This is a genomic window from Novosphingobium sp. TK71 (genome assembly GCF_055361505.1).
On record NZ_JBSZKA010000001.1, the window covers coordinates 563,876 to 579,685 of the forward strand.

The 15,810-nt window shown below is 66.0% G+C and carries 11 protein-coding genes; 5 read left to right on the forward strand and 6 right to left on the reverse strand.

The annotated features are described in order from the left end of the window. Positions 1 to 222: 222 nt before the first annotated feature. On the forward strand, positions 223 to 1,545 hold the full coding sequence (locus ACXJ16_RS18845; protein WP_324699505.1) for an aromatic ring-hydroxylating dioxygenase subunit alpha: 1,323 nt from the start codon (positions 223 to 225) through the stop codon (positions 1,543 to 1,545). 12 nt (positions 1,546 to 1,557) lie between these two features. Then, the gene (locus tag ACXJ16_RS18850) at positions 1,558 to 2,997 is read left to right on the forward strand and encodes a glutamine synthetase family protein (RefSeq protein WP_324699506.1); all 1,440 of its coding nucleotides are present in this window, start codon (positions 1,558 to 1,560) and stop codon (positions 2,995 to 2,997) included. 58 nt (positions 2,998 to 3,055) lie between these two features. Here ACXJ16_RS18850 and ACXJ16_RS18855 read toward each other — a convergent pair whose 3' ends face one another. The 3 genes from ACXJ16_RS18855 to ACXJ16_RS18865 are packed head-to-tail and all read right to left on the reverse strand — an operon-like array spanning position 3,056 to position 5,526. Next, positions 3,056 to 3,850, reverse strand: coding sequence for an SDR family NAD(P)-dependent oxidoreductase (locus ACXJ16_RS18855; protein WP_324699998.1), 795 nt, complete (start codon positions 3,848 to 3,850; stop codon positions 3,056 to 3,058). Next, positions 3,850 to 4,707 carry a phytanoyl-CoA dioxygenase family protein gene (locus ACXJ16_RS18860; protein ID WP_324699507.1) on the reverse strand — a complete coding sequence of 286 codons (858 nt, stop codon included), beginning with the start codon at positions 4,705 to 4,707 and terminating at the stop codon, positions 3,850 to 3,852. The genes ACXJ16_RS18855 and ACXJ16_RS18860 overlap by 1 nt, the downstream gene beginning before the upstream one ends. 3 nt (positions 4,708 to 4,710) lie before the next feature. Further along, entirely contained in the window at positions 4,711 to 5,526 is an 816-nt protein-coding gene (locus ACXJ16_RS18865) for a D-glutamate cyclase family protein (RefSeq protein WP_185999574.1), read from the reverse strand. A 138-nt stretch (positions 5,527 to 5,664) separates the two neighbouring features. Here ACXJ16_RS18865 and ACXJ16_RS18870 point away from each other — a divergent pair, with 138 nt between their 5' ends. Further along, on the forward strand, positions 5,665 to 6,390 hold the full coding sequence (locus tag ACXJ16_RS18870) for an SDR family NAD(P)-dependent oxidoreductase (protein WP_324699508.1): 726 nt from the start codon (positions 5,665 to 5,667) through the stop codon (positions 6,388 to 6,390). Here ACXJ16_RS18870 and ACXJ16_RS18875 read toward each other — a convergent pair. Further along, positions 6,339 to 7,610 carry an MFS transporter gene (locus tag ACXJ16_RS18875; RefSeq protein ID WP_324699509.1) on the reverse strand — a complete coding sequence of 424 codons (1,272 nt, stop codon included), beginning with the start codon at positions 7,608 to 7,610 and terminating at the stop codon, positions 6,339 to 6,341. The genes ACXJ16_RS18870 and ACXJ16_RS18875 overlap by 52 nt on opposite strands. A gap of 235 nt (positions 7,611 to 7,845) precedes the next feature. Between ACXJ16_RS18875 and ACXJ16_RS18880 the strand changes: the two genes are divergently transcribed. Then, complete coding sequence (locus ACXJ16_RS18880; protein ID WP_324699510.1) at positions 7,846 to 9,150, forward strand: lipase family protein; 1,305 nt, start codon at positions 7,846 to 7,848, stop codon at positions 9,148 to 9,150. 151 nt (positions 9,151 to 9,301) lie between these two features. On the opposite strand, the gene ACXJ16_RS18885 is transcribed toward ACXJ16_RS18880, so the two are convergent. Then, positions 9,302 to 11,662 carry a TonB-dependent receptor gene (locus ACXJ16_RS18885; protein ID WP_292635891.1) on the reverse strand — a complete coding sequence of 787 codons (2,361 nt, stop codon included), beginning with the start codon at positions 11,660 to 11,662 and terminating at the stop codon, positions 9,302 to 9,304. Between the two features lie 357 nt (positions 11,663 to 12,019). Between ACXJ16_RS18885 and ACXJ16_RS18890 the strand changes: the two genes are divergently transcribed. Then, the gene (locus ACXJ16_RS18890; RefSeq protein ID WP_463923011.1) at positions 12,020 to 13,510 is read left to right on the forward strand and encodes an amidohydrolase family protein; all 1,491 of its coding nucleotides are present in this window, start codon (positions 12,020 to 12,022) and stop codon (positions 13,508 to 13,510) included. Positions 13,511 to 13,588: 78 nt separating this feature from the next. Here ACXJ16_RS18890 and ACXJ16_RS18895 read toward each other — a convergent pair whose 3' ends face one another. After that, complete coding sequence (locus ACXJ16_RS18895) at positions 13,589 to 15,739, reverse strand: hypothetical protein (RefSeq protein ID WP_463923012.1); 2,151 nt, start codon at positions 15,737 to 15,739, stop codon at positions 13,589 to 13,591. Positions 15,740 to 15,810: the final 71 nt, after the last annotated feature.

A 15,810-nucleotide genomic window follows, 5' to 3' on the forward strand; every position in this document is an offset into this window, starting at 1 on the left:
CTATGTTCTAAAAACTGGCGCGGCAACGAGGTGTGCGGTGCGGTTTCGGCAACGAGCCGGGGTGGTCTCGGCAACACGCGGCGCGCGCGCGTTGAGGCATGACGCGGGAAGTGGCCGAAGGCTGCCGCAGCGAACGGTCCGCGAAAAGGGCCGAAGGGCGCGTAACGCCCGCGCGGCAAGCCGGACAGGGCCTCGGTTCGATGATTGACGGATTAGACGCCCATGACACCTGAACAGAACGATCTCGTCACCCTCAGCGGCCGCGACCGCCCGCTTGGCGCGCTGCTGCGGCGCTACTGGCAGCCGATCGCGCTGCTGGAGGAACTGGAGGGACCGCGCCCGGCCAAGGCGGTGAAAGTGCTGGGGCAGGACATGGTGCTGTTCCGCGACCAGGAGGGGCGGCTGGGCCTGCTCGATCGCGATTGTCCCCATCGCGGCGCCGACCTTGCCTTCGGGCGGCTCGAGGACGGCGGACTGCGCTGCCTGTTCCACGGCTGGCTGTTCGATGTGGACGGCAACTGCATCCAGACGCCGGGCGAACCGGCAGGCTCGAAGCTCTGCACGCGCGTCAGGCAGCGTGCCTATCCGGTGATCGAGCAGGCGGGCATGATCTTCGGCTTCCTGGGTGAAGGCGAGCCCACGGCTTTTCCGGGGCTGGACTGCTTCGCGGCGCCCGGCAGCCATGTCTTTGCCTTCAAGGGCTATCTCGACTGCAACTGGCTTCAGGCGCTCGAGGTGGGGATCGATCCGGCGCACGCCAGCTTTCTTCACCGTTTCTTCGAGGACGAGGAAGCGGATGCCTATGGCAAGCAGTTCCGCGCCCGTTCGGCCGACAGCGACATGACCATGATCCAGGTCCTGCGCGAGTTCGAGAACCCGGACATCACGATTTCACCGACAGACATCGGCTTCCGGCTCACCGCGCTGCGCCCGCTGCCTGAAGGGCAGACCCATGTGCGCATCACCAACCTGTTCTTCCCGCAGGCCTTCGTCATTCCGCTGTCGGAGACGATGACGATCACGCAGTGGCACGTGCCGATCGATGACACGAGCTGCTACTGGTACGCCGCCTTCACCAGCTTCACCGATGCGGTGGACAAGGAGGAGATGCGCCGCCAGCGGCTGACGCTTTACGAACTGCCGGACTACAAGCCGCGCCTCAACCGCGCGAATGATTACGGTTATGACTTGGTGGAGCAGAAGAGCCGGACTTACACGGGCATGGGCGAGGATATCAACGTTCACGACCAGTGGGCCGTGGAGTCCATGGGCCGTATCCAGGATCGCACGCGGGAGCATCTCGGCACGACCGACAAGGGCATCGTCGCGTATCGCACCATGCTGCTCAGGCAGCTCCGCAAGATGGAGAACGGCGAGCGTCCGCTGCTGGACCTGACGGCGGAAGAAGCGCTGGCGGTGGTGGATCCGGGCACGGTTGACGGGGTGGCGCCTGCCGGAGCCGATCTCGAGGCGTATTGGCGCGCTGTCGATGCCCGCCGCCGCGATGCCGCGCCCTGGGCGGCACCCGCGAACGCCGCCGAATAAGCGGGGAGCGCCATGACCGGATTTGTCGAGGCTTATGGCCTGTGGAACGAGGACCAGCGCCGCCTCGCCGCCGAAGTGCTGCGCCGGGTGGAGGCGGACGAGGTATCCACCGTGCGGCTCGTCTTTGCCGACATGCACGGCATCGCGCGCGGAAAGACCCTGCTGGCAGGCTCGCTGGAGGGCGCTTTCGAGGATGGCTGCGCGATCACCTCCACGCTGCTGCTCAAGGACACTGCGCACCGTACCGTAGCGCCGGTCTTCTCGGCCGGGGCGGGGATCGGCAATGCCGATCTCCAGGGCGGCGGCGATGTCGTCATGGTGCCCGATCCGGGGACGTTCCGCCTCCTGCCCTGGGCGCCCGGTACCGGGTGGATGCTTTGCGATCTCTACCACAATGACGGCCGCCCGGTGGTTTCATCCACCAGAAGGCTGGCGCGGGACGCCTCGGCTCGGCTGGCCGGGCGCGGGTTCGAATTCGTCAGCGGGCTGGAGGTGGAATTCTATCTCACCCGTCTGGAAGATGCGGCGCTGAGCCCCGAGGATGCCGGCCAGCCCGCGCGTCCGCCGCGTGTCTCGCTGCTTCACCAGGGTTACAATTACCTGACCGAGCAGCGCTACGACCAGATCGAGCCGATCGTCGATGTTCTGAGGCAGAACTGCCTGGCGCTGGGCCTGCCGCTGCATTCGATGGAAGTGGAATTCGGCCCGAGCCAGTGCGAATTCGTGTTCAAGGTCGGCTCCGGCATCGGCCCGGCCGACGACATGGTGCTGTTCCGTGGCATGGCCAAGCAGGTCGCCCGGCGGCATGGCTATCACGTCAGCTTCATGTGCCGCCCGCAGCTTCCCGAAGCCATGGCGAGCGGGTGGCATCTCCACCAGTCTCTGCGTGACCTGAAGACCGGAGCAAACGCCTTCGCGCCGCAAGACGGTGCGCCGGGGCTATCCGCGGTCGGGCGGCAGTTCCTGGCCGGATTGCTGGCGGGTGCGGCGGCGGCCACGCCGTTTTCGACCCCCACGATCAATGGCTACAAGCGCTACCGCCCGAACTCGCTGGCGCCAGACCGTCTTGCCTGGGCCGAGGACAATCGCGGCGCGCTGCTGCGGGTGCTCGCCAGGGGGCCTGCGAAGCTGCGCCGTATCGAGAACCGCGTGGGTGAGCCCGCAGCCAACCCCTATCTCTATCTCGCCTCCCAGATGGCGACCGGACTGGCGGGTATCGAGGCGGGACTGGAGCCGCCGGAATCGGTGGATTCTCCTTACGCTGCCGAGGCGGAGCGGCTTCCGCGCAGCCTTGAGGCGGCGCTGGACCTGCTGGATGACAGCACATTGCTGCGCGGTGCCTTCGGCAGCGATTTCGTGGATCATTTCCTGATGATCAAGCGCGCGGAAGTCATGCGCTACAACCAGACGGTGACCGACTGGGAGCACCGCGAATACTTCGACCTGTTCTGAATCGGAAAAAGGCGCGCCGTCCCAAATCGAACCGGGACGGCGCGGCCTTTGCACGGCGTTATAGCGTGGCGCCGCCGTCCACGACCAGTTCCTGCCCGGTGACGTTTCGTCCGCCTTCGCCGACGAGATAGAGTACCATGGCAACGATGTCCTCCATCTCGCTGGGGCGGTTGAGCGGAATGCCCATGTCCGCGACATAGGCCTTGAGCGCTTCCTCCTCGCTCAACCCGCGTTGCTGCGCCAGCGCCCGCCAGTTCGCCTTCATGCGCGGCACGGCGATGGGGCCGGGGGCGATGTAGTTCACGGTCACGCCGTCAGGCCCCGCTTCGAGGGCGGCACTGCGGGTCAGCCCGCGCAGGCCCCATTTCGAGGCGGAATAGCTCGATCGTCCGGCCCGGCCGCGCATGCCGTGGTTGCCGCCGATGTTGACGATCCTGCCCGATCCGGCCCGGCGCATGACCGGCAGCAGCCGCGAAAGCACGATGAACGGCGCGCGCAGGTTGGTGGCAACCGTGCTGTCGAATTCCTCAAGGCTGAATTCGCCGATCGGCGGCGATAGCGGCCCGGTATAGCCTGCCGCGTTCACCACGACGTCCACCGTCCCGCCCGACCAGTCGAGGAAGGCGTCCAGCGCCGCATTCAGGGCTTCGCCGTCGCGCACGTCGGCGGTGAGCACGAGTGCCTCGCCGCCGTCCGCGCGGATGATTTCGGCGGCGGCTTCCATTTCGGCGGTCCGCCGCGCGACGAGCGCAACGTCATAGCCCGCCGTGCCGAGCGAGAGTGCGATCTCGCGCCCGGTGCCCGCGCTGGCGCCGGTCACGAAAGCGACGGGGCGTTTGCCGGAGGCTCCCATCACTTGGCGTCCGCGAAGAACTTGCGCCTGGATTCGGCCTGGATCTTGTAGATCGAACTGCCCGCGCGCGAGGGGAAGGGGAGTTTGACGTAATTGTCCTCGAACCGGACTTCGGTGGTGGAAGGCCCGCTGACGATGCGGGATTCGTATTCTTCCCAATCGACCTTGTAGAACAGCGGGAATGCATCGCTGGCGGCATATTCGTAGAACAGGATCCGGCGCGGATCGCCCGAGCGGTTCACGCTCGATCCGTGCAGCGTCATCGGGTGGTGGAAGCTGACGGTGCCCGGAGGGCCTTCGAGCAGCGCGGCCCTGGACATGTCGAACTCCGCCGTGTCGACCGCGCCGCAGAAGAAGCCTTCCTCGTCGTGGTGATCCAGAAGCGGTCCCTTGTGGCTGCCGGGGATGACCTGCATCGCGCCATTGGCCGCGCTGGCGCCGTCGAGTATGATCGAGGCGACGCAAGTGGACATGTTGGTGTGCGGCGCGAAGGCCCAGTCCTGATGCCATTCCAGCGCGGCGCCGCCATTGGCCGACTTCATGTTGATCTTGGTATGGCTGAGCCGGACCAGCTTGCCGATGATCGCGGTGAGGATTTCCAGCACCTGCGGATTTCCTGCCTGCGCGGCGTAATAGGGGTCGATGCGGTTGGGCTTCTTGATGCGCTGGATCGTGCGTTGTCCATCGGCATCGGTGTCGAAATCGAACCAGGCATCGTCGCCTTCCGCCTCTGCGGCGCGGGCGGCGACTTCATCGGTCAGCGCGCGGAGCCTGTCCAGCACGGGCCCCTGCAACAGGCCGGGGACGACCACGTAGCCGTGCTCGTGATAGAAGGAAATGATCTCGTCGAGGTTCATGGCTCAGTCCTTGGGGAGAGGCAGGTCGGTGACGACCATATGCGCCTTGTAATGCGTGATGCAGAGCGGCAGGCGCGCGGCGCGCACCGCGTTCTGCCCGGTGGCGCCGCAGGCCCAGAATACCGGGACTTCGCCCGTATTCAGCCGGGTCAGGCCGTGCCCGCCGTAACTTTGGCCCAGATCGCCGATGCCGAGATCCCCGGGCAGGGCGAGCGATACCGGCGCGCCGTGGAACTGGGGGTAGCGGGCGGAAAGGATCGTTGCGCGCACGGCGTCTTCCGGCGAGAGCGCACGCATGGAGACGATCAGCCTGCCGCCGAACGGGCCGACCGGCACCGTTTCGCGCGCGGTCTCGTACATGGCGGAGACATTGCCTTCGTCCAGATGTCGCAGGCGCACGCCGTGGCTCTGCAGGATCGCCTCGAACGAGAACGAGCACCCCAGAACGAAGGACACAAGATCGTCTGCCCAGGCATGGCGGGCATCGCGCGGCGTCTCGGCCAGTTCGCCGTCCCGGAACACCATGTAACCGCCGGTGTCGCGCGCCAGGTCCATGTCGGCGGCGAGTTCGGGAATCTCGCGCGAGCCCGGCGCGCTGCGGCCCAGGATGGGCAGCGCCTGAGGGTTCGAACGGCAGTAGAGTTCGAAGGCGTCGGCATGGGCTTCGGGCACGGCAACGAGGTTGCCTTGCACATGGCCGCGCGCGACATGGTTGGTGAAGCCGGTGAAGCGCCCTTCGCGGATGGCGCGGCGCACGGCGGCCGGATCGTCGGTATCGAAGTCAGGCCGGGCGATGTCGATCAGGGATGCCTGGGTCATGCCAGCATAGATAGCCAACCAGGGTGTTGCCGAGAGTTGCTTTTTCATGCCTGAGCCGTTGCCGATCCGGCCATGGGCGGAATGAAAGCGCTCGTGCTTCGCTGCGCTTTTGCGGCAATGGAAAGGGCGAAAGCAATCATGGCAGGCATATTGGTAATCGGCGGGGCGAACGGACTGGGCGGAGAAATCGCGGCGGCCTTCGCAGAGGGAGGAGACCGCGTGCTGCTGGTGGACGAGTGTGCGGTTCCGGCGGGGATCGCGCCGGGCGTGGATTTCCTGAGGCTCGACCTTGCCGCCGCCGATACCGGCGCGCGGGCTGCGGCGGAGGCTGCGGGGCTTTTCGCGGGGATAGACAGTGTCGTCATCGCGGCGGCGGCCATGGAAAGCGCTCCGATCGCGCAGTGGACCGTCGCCATGTGGAACCAGGCCGCCGCCATCAACTTGCGGCTGCCGTTCCTGGTGACGCAGGCGGCCCAGCCCTGGCTTGCGCAGTCCGGCAACGCCAGCGTGACGATCGTTTCATCGACCGCGACGATGCGCGGGCAACCCTTCACTCATGCCTATCAGGCGACCAAGGCCGGTGTGGCGGGACTGGTGCGCAGCCTTGCCGCCGAACTCGGGCCGGAGGGGATCAGGGTGAACGCGGTGCTGGCGGGGTGGCTCGATACGCCGCTCACACGGGCCTATTGGGACGGCGTGGAGGATGCAGCGGCGCAGCGCGCGCAAGTGGACGGACGCATTCCGCTGCGCCGCCACGGGACGGCAGGCGAGGCTGCCGCGCTCGTGCGGTTCCTGGCATCCGGCGCGGCGAGTTACCTGACCGGGGCGATGCTTCCGGTGGACGGAGGCGATACCGCGGTGTGATCTGCCGCATGCGGCTGCGCCGCTTTTGCACTTGTTCTCGCACCCACCGTCGGAAGCGCGGCGAGGCAGGCGATCAGCCCGATCACGGCGATGGCGACGTAAGCGCTCCAGTGTGTGAGCGAGAAGTAGATCGTCGGCGTCAGGAACGAGGCGATCGAGACGAACTGGTTTACCAATCCCGCCACGCTGCCGCCCCCGATATCCTTGGTGGAAAGTGCGGGCATCGTCGCCATGCACACGCCGGTCGCGGCGCCGTAAGTGAAGAGCCAGGCCATGAGCCCGGCTATCGCCAGAACCAGCGGGCTGGTCGGCAGGAACAGCGCGGTCTGCGCCAGGATGCCGATGACCACCACGATGGCGAGCAGGCGCCGGGGCGGGAAATCGCGGGTGAGCAGCGCGCCGGTAACGGTTCCGCCCAGCAGGACGGCCGCGATCTTGGCGACGGCGACGATGCTTGCCGATGCGGCAAGCGAAACCCCGTGGACCTTGGCGATGTAGGTCGCCGCGGCAAGGCTGGTGCCGTAGGAGATCATCGCGGGCATCGCCATGGCAAGGCCGAGCATCAGGATTGCGGGATGGCGCAGCCCGGCGAACAGGCTCGTCAGTTTCTCCCGCGCGCTGGCGCCCCTTGCGCGAATCAGCGCGACATGGGGCAGCGCGAACGATCCGGCGGTGCAAAGCGCCATGAAGGCGCCGTGGAGCAGGATCGCCCAGCGCCACGCCTCGCCGGCGGTGAATGGCGCCGCGATCAGCAGGCCGAGCGAGAAGCCGGTCGGCGCGTAAGTGGACCAGAGCGTCATCGCCCTGGTTCGTGCCGTGCCTTCCAGCGCGCCGATCAGCATGGCGGCGCCGCCGTTGAGAATGCCCAGATAACCGATCCCCGCCAGCAGCACGCCGAAGTTGAGCAGCCAGATGTCGTGGGCCAGCCACACTATCGCATCGGCCAGCACGAATACGGGCGATGTCAGCAGCAGGACGAGGCGAGGGCCGAGGCGGTCCACCACGCCGCCGCCGATGGTGGCGACGATCGCTGCCGGAAGCGAGAAGAGTGCTATCGTCAGGCCGATCGCCGAGGCCGGGGCGTGCAGCGATGCCGTGATCCGCAGCGCCAGCGGCGAGAGGATGCCGACGAGAGCCATGCTGCCCAGCCCGATGGCGTAGACGAGGGCTACGGTCGTCCAGTTCCCTCGCGGTCCGGTGCTTGCCATCGACACTGCCATTGCGACCATCTCCTTGTTCGCCTCGGAGGATAGGCCGGGGTCATGATCGGACAAGGCGGGTTCGGAATCTGCACCGAGGCGTATACTTTTCGGTGAAGCGGTCCGCGGCCGATCCGGCGGGGCGTTGCCGCAGATGCAATGGGGCGATGCGGGAACGGCGTCCGCATGGCCGGTGGAAAGGGCGTAGGCTCGCGGCAGCATCAGCTCGCGATCAGAAGGAGCGAACGATCTCGACATGAAGAACAGGCCCCACATGAAGACCCGCCTTTCGCATATGGCCCTGCTGGCGGCGGTTTCGCTGGCGGCGGGCGTTCCGCTGACCGCACAGGCACAGGCAGGATCGGCCGACCTCGGCCATATCGACGGCGACGGCGGCGTGACCGATTTCTACCGCTGGGACGGAACCATCGGCGCGCCGGGCCGGATGCTGCGGCAGGAAGCCCTGCCTGCCGAACGCACCCAGCCCGAGGCCGGCAAGGCGATGCGGGTGCTCTACAGCTCGACAAGCGGTGTAGGGCAAGGGGCCGTCGCGGTTTCCGGCATGCTGTTCCTGCCCAAGGGCAAGCCGCCGAAGGGTGGCTGGCCTATCGTCACCTGGGCGCATGGCACGACTGGTTTTGCCGATGTCTGCGCGCCTTCGTGGACCGGCACTTCGGAGCGCGACAAGGAGTATCTCGAAAAGTGGCTCGCGGCCGGTTTCGCGGTTGTCGCCAGCGATTACGAGGGGCTGGGAACCAAGGGCGTCCACCCGTACCTGATCTGGCGTTCGGAGGGACGCTCGGTGCTCGATGCGGCACGGGCGGCGCTGGGCGCATATCCCGCCGCGCTGTCCAATCGTGTACTGGTCGTCGGCCAGTCTCAGGGATCGGGCGCGGCGCTGGGGGCGACCTATCTGGCGAAGAGCTATGCGCCGCAGCTCCACATGCTGGGCACCGTGGCGACCGGACTGGTCATGACTTTCGATACCCCGCACACGGCCGACTACGTTGCCAAGTCCAATACTCTCACCGATCCGCACTACATGCCTCCCGGTTTCGCCATGCTGCGGATCGCGGGGATCGACCGGGCGCTCCATCCCGATCTGGACCCGGCCGATTTCGTGAAGCCCGCCGGCCGCCCGCTGCTGCGGACATCGCGCAAGGCCTGCCTGCACGATCTCTTCGCGCAGGCCGACAAGGAGGGGCTGACCGGGCAGCAGGTCTTCGTCGAGAATATCGATCCGATAGACGGGACGATGAGCGCCAACTTCGATTTCCCCGATGGCCGAATGCCCGGCCCGATCTTTGCCGGTACGGGCCTTGCGGACGACATGGCGGGGACGCAGGGACAGTACAACGCCGTCAAGGCGATGTGCGCGGCGGGCAGCAACATCCAGTGGCATACTTATCCCGGCGAGGATCACGGCAGCGCGGTGAATGCTTCGGCGCGCGATTCGATCCCCTTCGCGCGGGCCCTGCTGGCGGGAAAGGTGCCGCAATCCAATTGCGCGTCCATCACCCCGCCCGGTCCGGTCCAGAAGAAGGCCGCCACCAGCAGCTGATCCGAACGCCCTTTCCGCAAGAACGAAGGCCCCTGCCATTGGCGGGGGCCTTTTATTTTGGGCGCTGCCGCACAGAGCGGCTGCACGAACGAGAACGGCGGGAGCATCTCTGCCCCCGCCGCCCTGTGCGACCCTTTCGGGATAGCTGGCCTCAGTAGCGGTACTGCAGGGTCATGCCGACCGTGCGGGGACGATAGCTCTGGTTGTAGTAGAGCGACGAGCCGATCGAGTCGTGACCGCGCGAGAGAACGTCGCTCGAATTGAGGAGGTTCTCGACGAAGACCGAAAGGTCCACGCCGCTGAACCGGGCACCGGCGCGGGCCGAGAGATAATTGCGGGCATCCAGTTCGGTCAGGCCGGAATCGTAGCCATAGGCGCCGGAAACCGAGGTCTGGTAGGTATGGCTGGCGAAGGTGAAGTCGCTGCGCAGATAGGCATCGACGCCCTGGCCCACTTCACGCTCGTAAGTGCCGTAGAGGTGGCCGGTCCACGAAGGGCCGCCGATGTGCTGGCCGTCGGCCTTCAGCATCAGGCCGTTGCCGCCGAATACGTCATGATCATAGGTCAGATCGACATAAGCCACGTTGCCGCCCAGCGTCAGCCCCTCGACCGGCTTCACGTCGAGCGAAAGCTCCCCGCCCTTGCCGGTGGCATTGCCCAGGTTGTAGATGAACGAGAACGAACAGGTCGGCAGGCGTACGGACTGCTGGATGTTCTTCCACTTCATCAGGTAGACGCTGGCGCCGAAGTTCACCTTGCCGCCGAAGAGGGAGTTCTTCGTGCCGGCTTCGTAGGACCACAGCGAGTCCGAGGTATAGGCGGTGGGGCTTTCGGTCAGGCCCAGCGTGGCAAGGTCGCCGGTGCACAGGTCGCTCAGGATCCTGGCCTGTGCGCCGCCGGGGCGGAAGCCCTTGGTCGCCGAGGCATAGACCATGTTGTTCGGCGCGATCTTGTACGAGATGCCGAACTTCGGCGTCCAGGCGCCTTCCTTCATGTTGGCGGTGGTGACGGTGCGGACGTTGCCGGTGGTGGTGCCGTCGCCGACGTTCACGAAGTCGAAGGCGACGTGGCTGTAGCGGATGGCGGCGGTGAGGGTCAGGTTCTCCATCGGCTTCACGTCGACGCTGCCGTAACCGGCGATCTGCTCATCCTTGGCATGGACGAGATTCACGTAGCTGAAGCGGCCGTCGTATTGCTGATAGCCGTTGATGAGCGTGCCGGGGATGCGCCCGGAGCCGGTGTAGTTGCTGAAGTCCTGCTTGGTGTGCGCGTAATAGACACCGGCGGTCCAGTCGATCAGCTTGTTGTCGTAGGACTGGAGCCGCGCTTCCTGGACGAAGTTCTTTTGCTTCATCGTCAGGTAGTCGTTGGTGTTGTCGAGATCCTTGTTGGAATAGACCCCGAACGGATTGCCCGTGCGCAGCACCGAGAAATAGGTGGCGTAGTTGAGCGTCTGTTCCTGCTTGCGGGCGAAGTACGAGGTGTTGGAGATCAGCTCGATGTTCGGCGCGATGTTCCAGTCCACCTTGAGCGAGGGGAGGTAGAACGTGTCATTGCTCGGTTCGAGGGAATAGACGCCGGTGTGGTAGTCGTTGTCCTTGGCCAGCCCGTAGCCTTCCCAGTAGTCGTCACGGGCATTGGCCTCGACGTGCTGGTAGTAGAAGCTCGGGGTGATGGTCAGGGTGTCGGTGGGCTTCCAGCCGAGCGATGCGCGGATGACGGTGGAGTTGCCCGAGTTCACGTCCTTCTTGATGACGGTGTCGGTGCCCTGTGCGACCTGGTCGATATAGCCGCCCGAATACTGGTACCAGCCGCTCACGCGGAAGGCGAGGTTGTCTGTGATCGGGGCGCCGAAGGCGAGGCCGGCTTCGTAGCTAGGCGCGCCTTCCTCGGTGAAGGACACTTGCGAGCGGCTGTAGATGCTCAACTTGTCGTAGTTCGGGCCAGGGGTGATGAAGCGCACCGCGCCGCCTTCGGCACTGGCGCCGAACAGCGTGCCCTGCGGTCCGTAGAGCACTTCCACGCGGTCGAGATCGAAGACCTTGGGATAGGGGTTGCCCCCGTAGTAGCCGACGTTGCGAATCTGGATCGGGGTATCGTCGATATAGATCGCGGTGGTGGCCGAACCCACGTCCGAGGCCATGCCGCGGATCGAGATGTTGCTGCCGTTATTGGCGGAAACGCCAGAGGACGGCGCGAAGTTCAGGGCAGGGGTCATTCGCGACAGGTCGTCGATGCTGCGGATGCCCTGCTGGTCCATCAGTCGCTTGTCATAGGTCGCGACCGAGATCGGCACTTCGTTGATGCTCTGCTCACGGCGCAGCGCGGTGACGACGATAGCCCCGGAATCGGAGTCGGAGCCGGTTGCCGAACGCGCGGCCTCGGCAGCTTCCTCAGCCAGCGCGGCCTGTGCCCCGCCAGCCAGCGCGATGGCGGCGCAGGACGCTGCAAGCAGCCTCAGCCGCGACGTGTGACGGGTAGTGAGCCCATTGGGATTGTTGATACGGGACATGACGCGAAACCCCTTTTCTGGTCGGAACTCTCGAATTCCCTTTCGACCCTCTCTCGCGCCACGCTTGGTCGTTTCTGTGCTCACGTGGTCCTCCACTGTCGGTTTGCCGGGTTCCCGAAGATGGTCCCGGCCTTTTGCTTGGCCGGGCTGTCCGGCACGCCGCGCCATGAAGGCAAAAATTTCCGGGCTGGACCATTGCAACTAACGAACCGACCTGTTGCCAAATCCGTGCGTTCGTCTTCCGTGTTGTCGCAAACCGAAGTCCGGACATACATTTTGGCAACGCGCAGGGTATCTCGTCCTGCCTATGGAAGATCCCATGGCTCACATCTGGAACTGCCTTTCGGGAATGCCCACATGACCGGCGAGACGTCGTCCCGCCTGCTTCGTGCCGGACGCGTGATCGCGAGCGCCGACGGCAAGGTCCTGGGGCCAACCGAGATTGAGATCGGCGCGGAAGGCCGCATCGCGGCCATGCGCGCCATCCCGCCGCAGAGCCTGACGCCGGAGGAAGCCGGCGCTCTGATGATGCCAAGCCTTGCGAACGGGCACGACCATGGACGCGGGCTGAGGACGCTGGCGTTCGGCGCGGCTGACCAGTCGCTGGAAACCTGGTTGCCCGATCTTGCGCGGCAGCCGCGTGTCGACCCCTGGCTGAACGCGGCGGTGGCGCTGGGAAGGCTTGCGCAGGGCGGGGTGGGCGCCGTCAATCACTGCCACAACACGCAGGACGGCCGGGCCCTGTTGGAGGAGGCCGAAGCCGTCTCCCGCGCAGCGCGGGACGTGGGCATACGGGTGGCCTTCGGATGGCCGTTCTTCGACCGCAATCCTTGCGTTTACGGCGACCTTGCGCGGCTGGCCGGATTTCTTCCGGACGAACGCCGGCGCGCCGTGCTTGCCGCCGGGGCGGGGATGCGGGACCTGCAAACCAACCTTGCCCTGTTCGAGAAGGCAAAAGCGCTGGAGCACGAACATTTCGTGCTGCAATACCACCCGGTTGCGCCGCAATGGACCCGCCCGGAAACGCTTGCCGCGATTGCCCGCGCTTCCGCCGCGGACGGGCGCCGCATTCACATGCATCTGCTGGAAACCGAACTGCAGCGCGAATGGGCCAAGGCGCATCATCCCGGCGGGTTCCTCGCATGGCTGGACGGGCTGGGGCTCCTGAGCGATCGGCTTACCGTGGCCCATGCGGTCTGGCTCGAACCCGAAGACATCGCGCTCCTTGCCGAACGGGGGGTGACGGTCTCGATCAACATGTCCTCCAACTTGCGGCTGCGGTCGGGGGTGCCCGATCTCGCAGCGCTGCTCGATGCCGGCGTGCGCGTGGCATTCGGGCTGGACGGAATGGCGCTGGACGACGACGAGGACATGCTTCGCGAGCTTCGCCTCGCCTGGCACGTCCACGCGCGGACCTCTTCCTGCGGGCGCGGGCTCGACCCGAGCGCGGTTCTGCATGGAGCTCTGGAGGCGGGGCGCAAGTCGGTGCTGGGCAGCACGGAAGGTGCGGCCATCGCGGTGGGCGCCCCTGCCGATATCCTCGTGCTCGATTTCGCGGCGCTATCCGCGGACAACATCCTGCCCGAACCCGATACGATCTCTCTCGTCATCGGCAGGGCCCAGTCCCGGCATGTTCGATGCCTGCTGGTGGGAGGGCGCCGGATTGTCGAGAACGGGGCCTGTGTCGGTGTCGATCTCCCGGAGCTGGAACGCAGATTGACCGCGTCGGCGCGAGCGTCGCTTGCGGCATCTCCGCCGGACCTTGCGGCCATTGCGGAGATGCAGGGAGCAGTGGCGGCGTTCTACGGCTGCGGATGCCACCGGTCAGGCGGCCAAGACCCGATCTGACCGGGACTATCACGATACCCGGCGGCAGTACCTGCGCGTTCCCCGCCAAACCTTACGGGAACGCGCAGGTGCTGCCGACTATTTGACGACCACGCGGACCCGGCCGAGATTCTGGATGCGGCCGAATGCCGTCTCGCGGTCTCCCTCACGTTGGGAAATGCCGCGCAGGGCCGGGAAGTAAGTGCCCGGTTTGTCGAACTTGTGCGTGATGGTGACGGTGGCCGTCCTGAGGCCGGCTTTCACCGGAGACTGGACCGCGAAAGTGCCGGTTCCTTCGAAATCCCACTCCGCCGCGATGACGGTGCCGGTTCCGGGCGGAACCTCGATCGTGCCCCGGAAGGTCACGGTCTGTCCGGCGGCAATGTCCGCGCGCTCGCCGCCATTCGCCTTTAGAACGATGACCGGCTGGATGCCGCGGCGTGCGGCGGCCGTGGGCGGGACGATGATCTGCCCGTCGTCATAGCGGTAGCTGGTGGAGGCGGGCGGCGCGATGCCCTTTTCGACCCACAGCGCCACGTCGCGCAGGGCCTGGTTGAGCACAGGCACATAACTGACGGTATGGATCGCGTCCTCCTGCGTGTCGCTGTCGCCATGAAGGGCGTGGTCGGTGAACCACAGCCGGAAATGGTCGTCCGCCTTCGCGCCGAAGTGCTTGTCCACCCGCGCGCGGTACCAGTCGGCCGACCAGGGATAGGCTTCCCGGTCCCACAGGGATTCGACCAGGATCATCTTGCCCTCGAAATTGCCCTCGGGGACCGACCCTGCCGTCGCCTTGGTGAACAGCGGCCCGAGCAGCATCGGCCGCTGGGGATAGATCGGTTTGCCGTCGGCCCCGCGGAACTGGTCCCACACCTTGAATTCGGCTTCGGGCACCTGGTGGCGATGATAGGTTTGCGCGGCGAGGAAGTTGCTGTTGTCCACCTGGACTTCGTCGCCCGGTGCCAGCTTTGCGGCCACGGCGGGGTCGACGATACCGAAGACGGCAGTGTCCCCGTCGATGCCGCTCAGCGTCAGCCGCGCCCCTTTCGCGGCGCCCGACAGGACGATGAGGTCGCCGCCAAGGAACTGGACGGCCGGCGGCGGAGAGGACAGGCGAATGGCGACGACATATTGGGCCTCCTTGCCCTGCATCGCGGCATAGCTGTCATCGACGTTGCCGGTGGTCTTGCCGTTGGTCACGCTGGTTTCGAGCTTCTGCCGTTTTGCATCCGCGCCGGTGACAAGGGCGGCGATCGCCGCCTTGTGCTGCAGGCGATAGCCGGTGAAGCTTTCGGGATGATCGAAGCCGTAATAGCCCGGTTTGGTCCAGAAGTCCGTGAAATAGCCCGGATCCGCCATGACGACGCCGCCGTAAAGCGCGGCAAAGCCGTGGATGCCCATGGTCTTCCAACCGAACCAGGACTGAAGCGGAAAGCCCATGCGCGTCACTTCGCGCAAGGCGGCTGCCTGCTCGGCGTTCAGCCCGGCATAGGGATCGCCGCTGCCACCGGGCTCCATGGCATCCACGATCTGCGGGAACTTGCCTTCCAGCAGGCGCATGGCATGCATTCGCACGGTGAAGCTGTTGGGGATCGCCATGCTGGAACCGAGCACATGCGGGACCGCGCCGTCCCAGACGCCGCGCGTGTTCTCCATCGATCCCACGGTGCGATAGGCGCCCCCGCTGCCGCCATAGGCATAGCCGTAAGGCCGTTTGCCGCCGTACATCTGGAGCGCCACGACGCGCGAATACTGGGCCGCCGCCGCATTGGCACGGTAGGCGCCGATGGTGGGGTCCTTTGAACCGAACCCCGCCACAGCCGGTCCGCCGCCGTTGGTTTCCACGAAGTATCCGCCGCTGGAGATCGAGAAGGAGATCTTGTCATTGGCGGGCGAAGTGGGTTGCTGGGCCAGGTTCTCGTTGTCGGGCGCGGGGGTGAAGTGCTGGAAGAACCGCCCCTGATATTGCCCTTTCGGCGGGAAGTAGAAGGAGAAGCGCGTGTCGGTCCCCTTGAAGCCGCCATGGACGTAGCGATGGCGGACCGGTGCGTCCCGCCATTCGTCGATATCGATATAGGGCTGCGCGAAGACCGGATCGGGGATCGGCGCGCTTGCGGGCGTGGTTTCGGTACCGGCGGGCGATCCCTGTGCCATCGTCCCTCCTGCCATTCCCCCTGCGAGCAGGGTCGAGGTCAGGGCAAGCCTGACGAATTTGCCGGTGATGCCGCTATTCTTGCGCGCGCGTTTCATGCCGCAGGTTCCGTATGCTCGTGAGGAAAGGGTGCCGCCGCCGCCCCGGAGAGCGGGCGGCGACGGGGAGA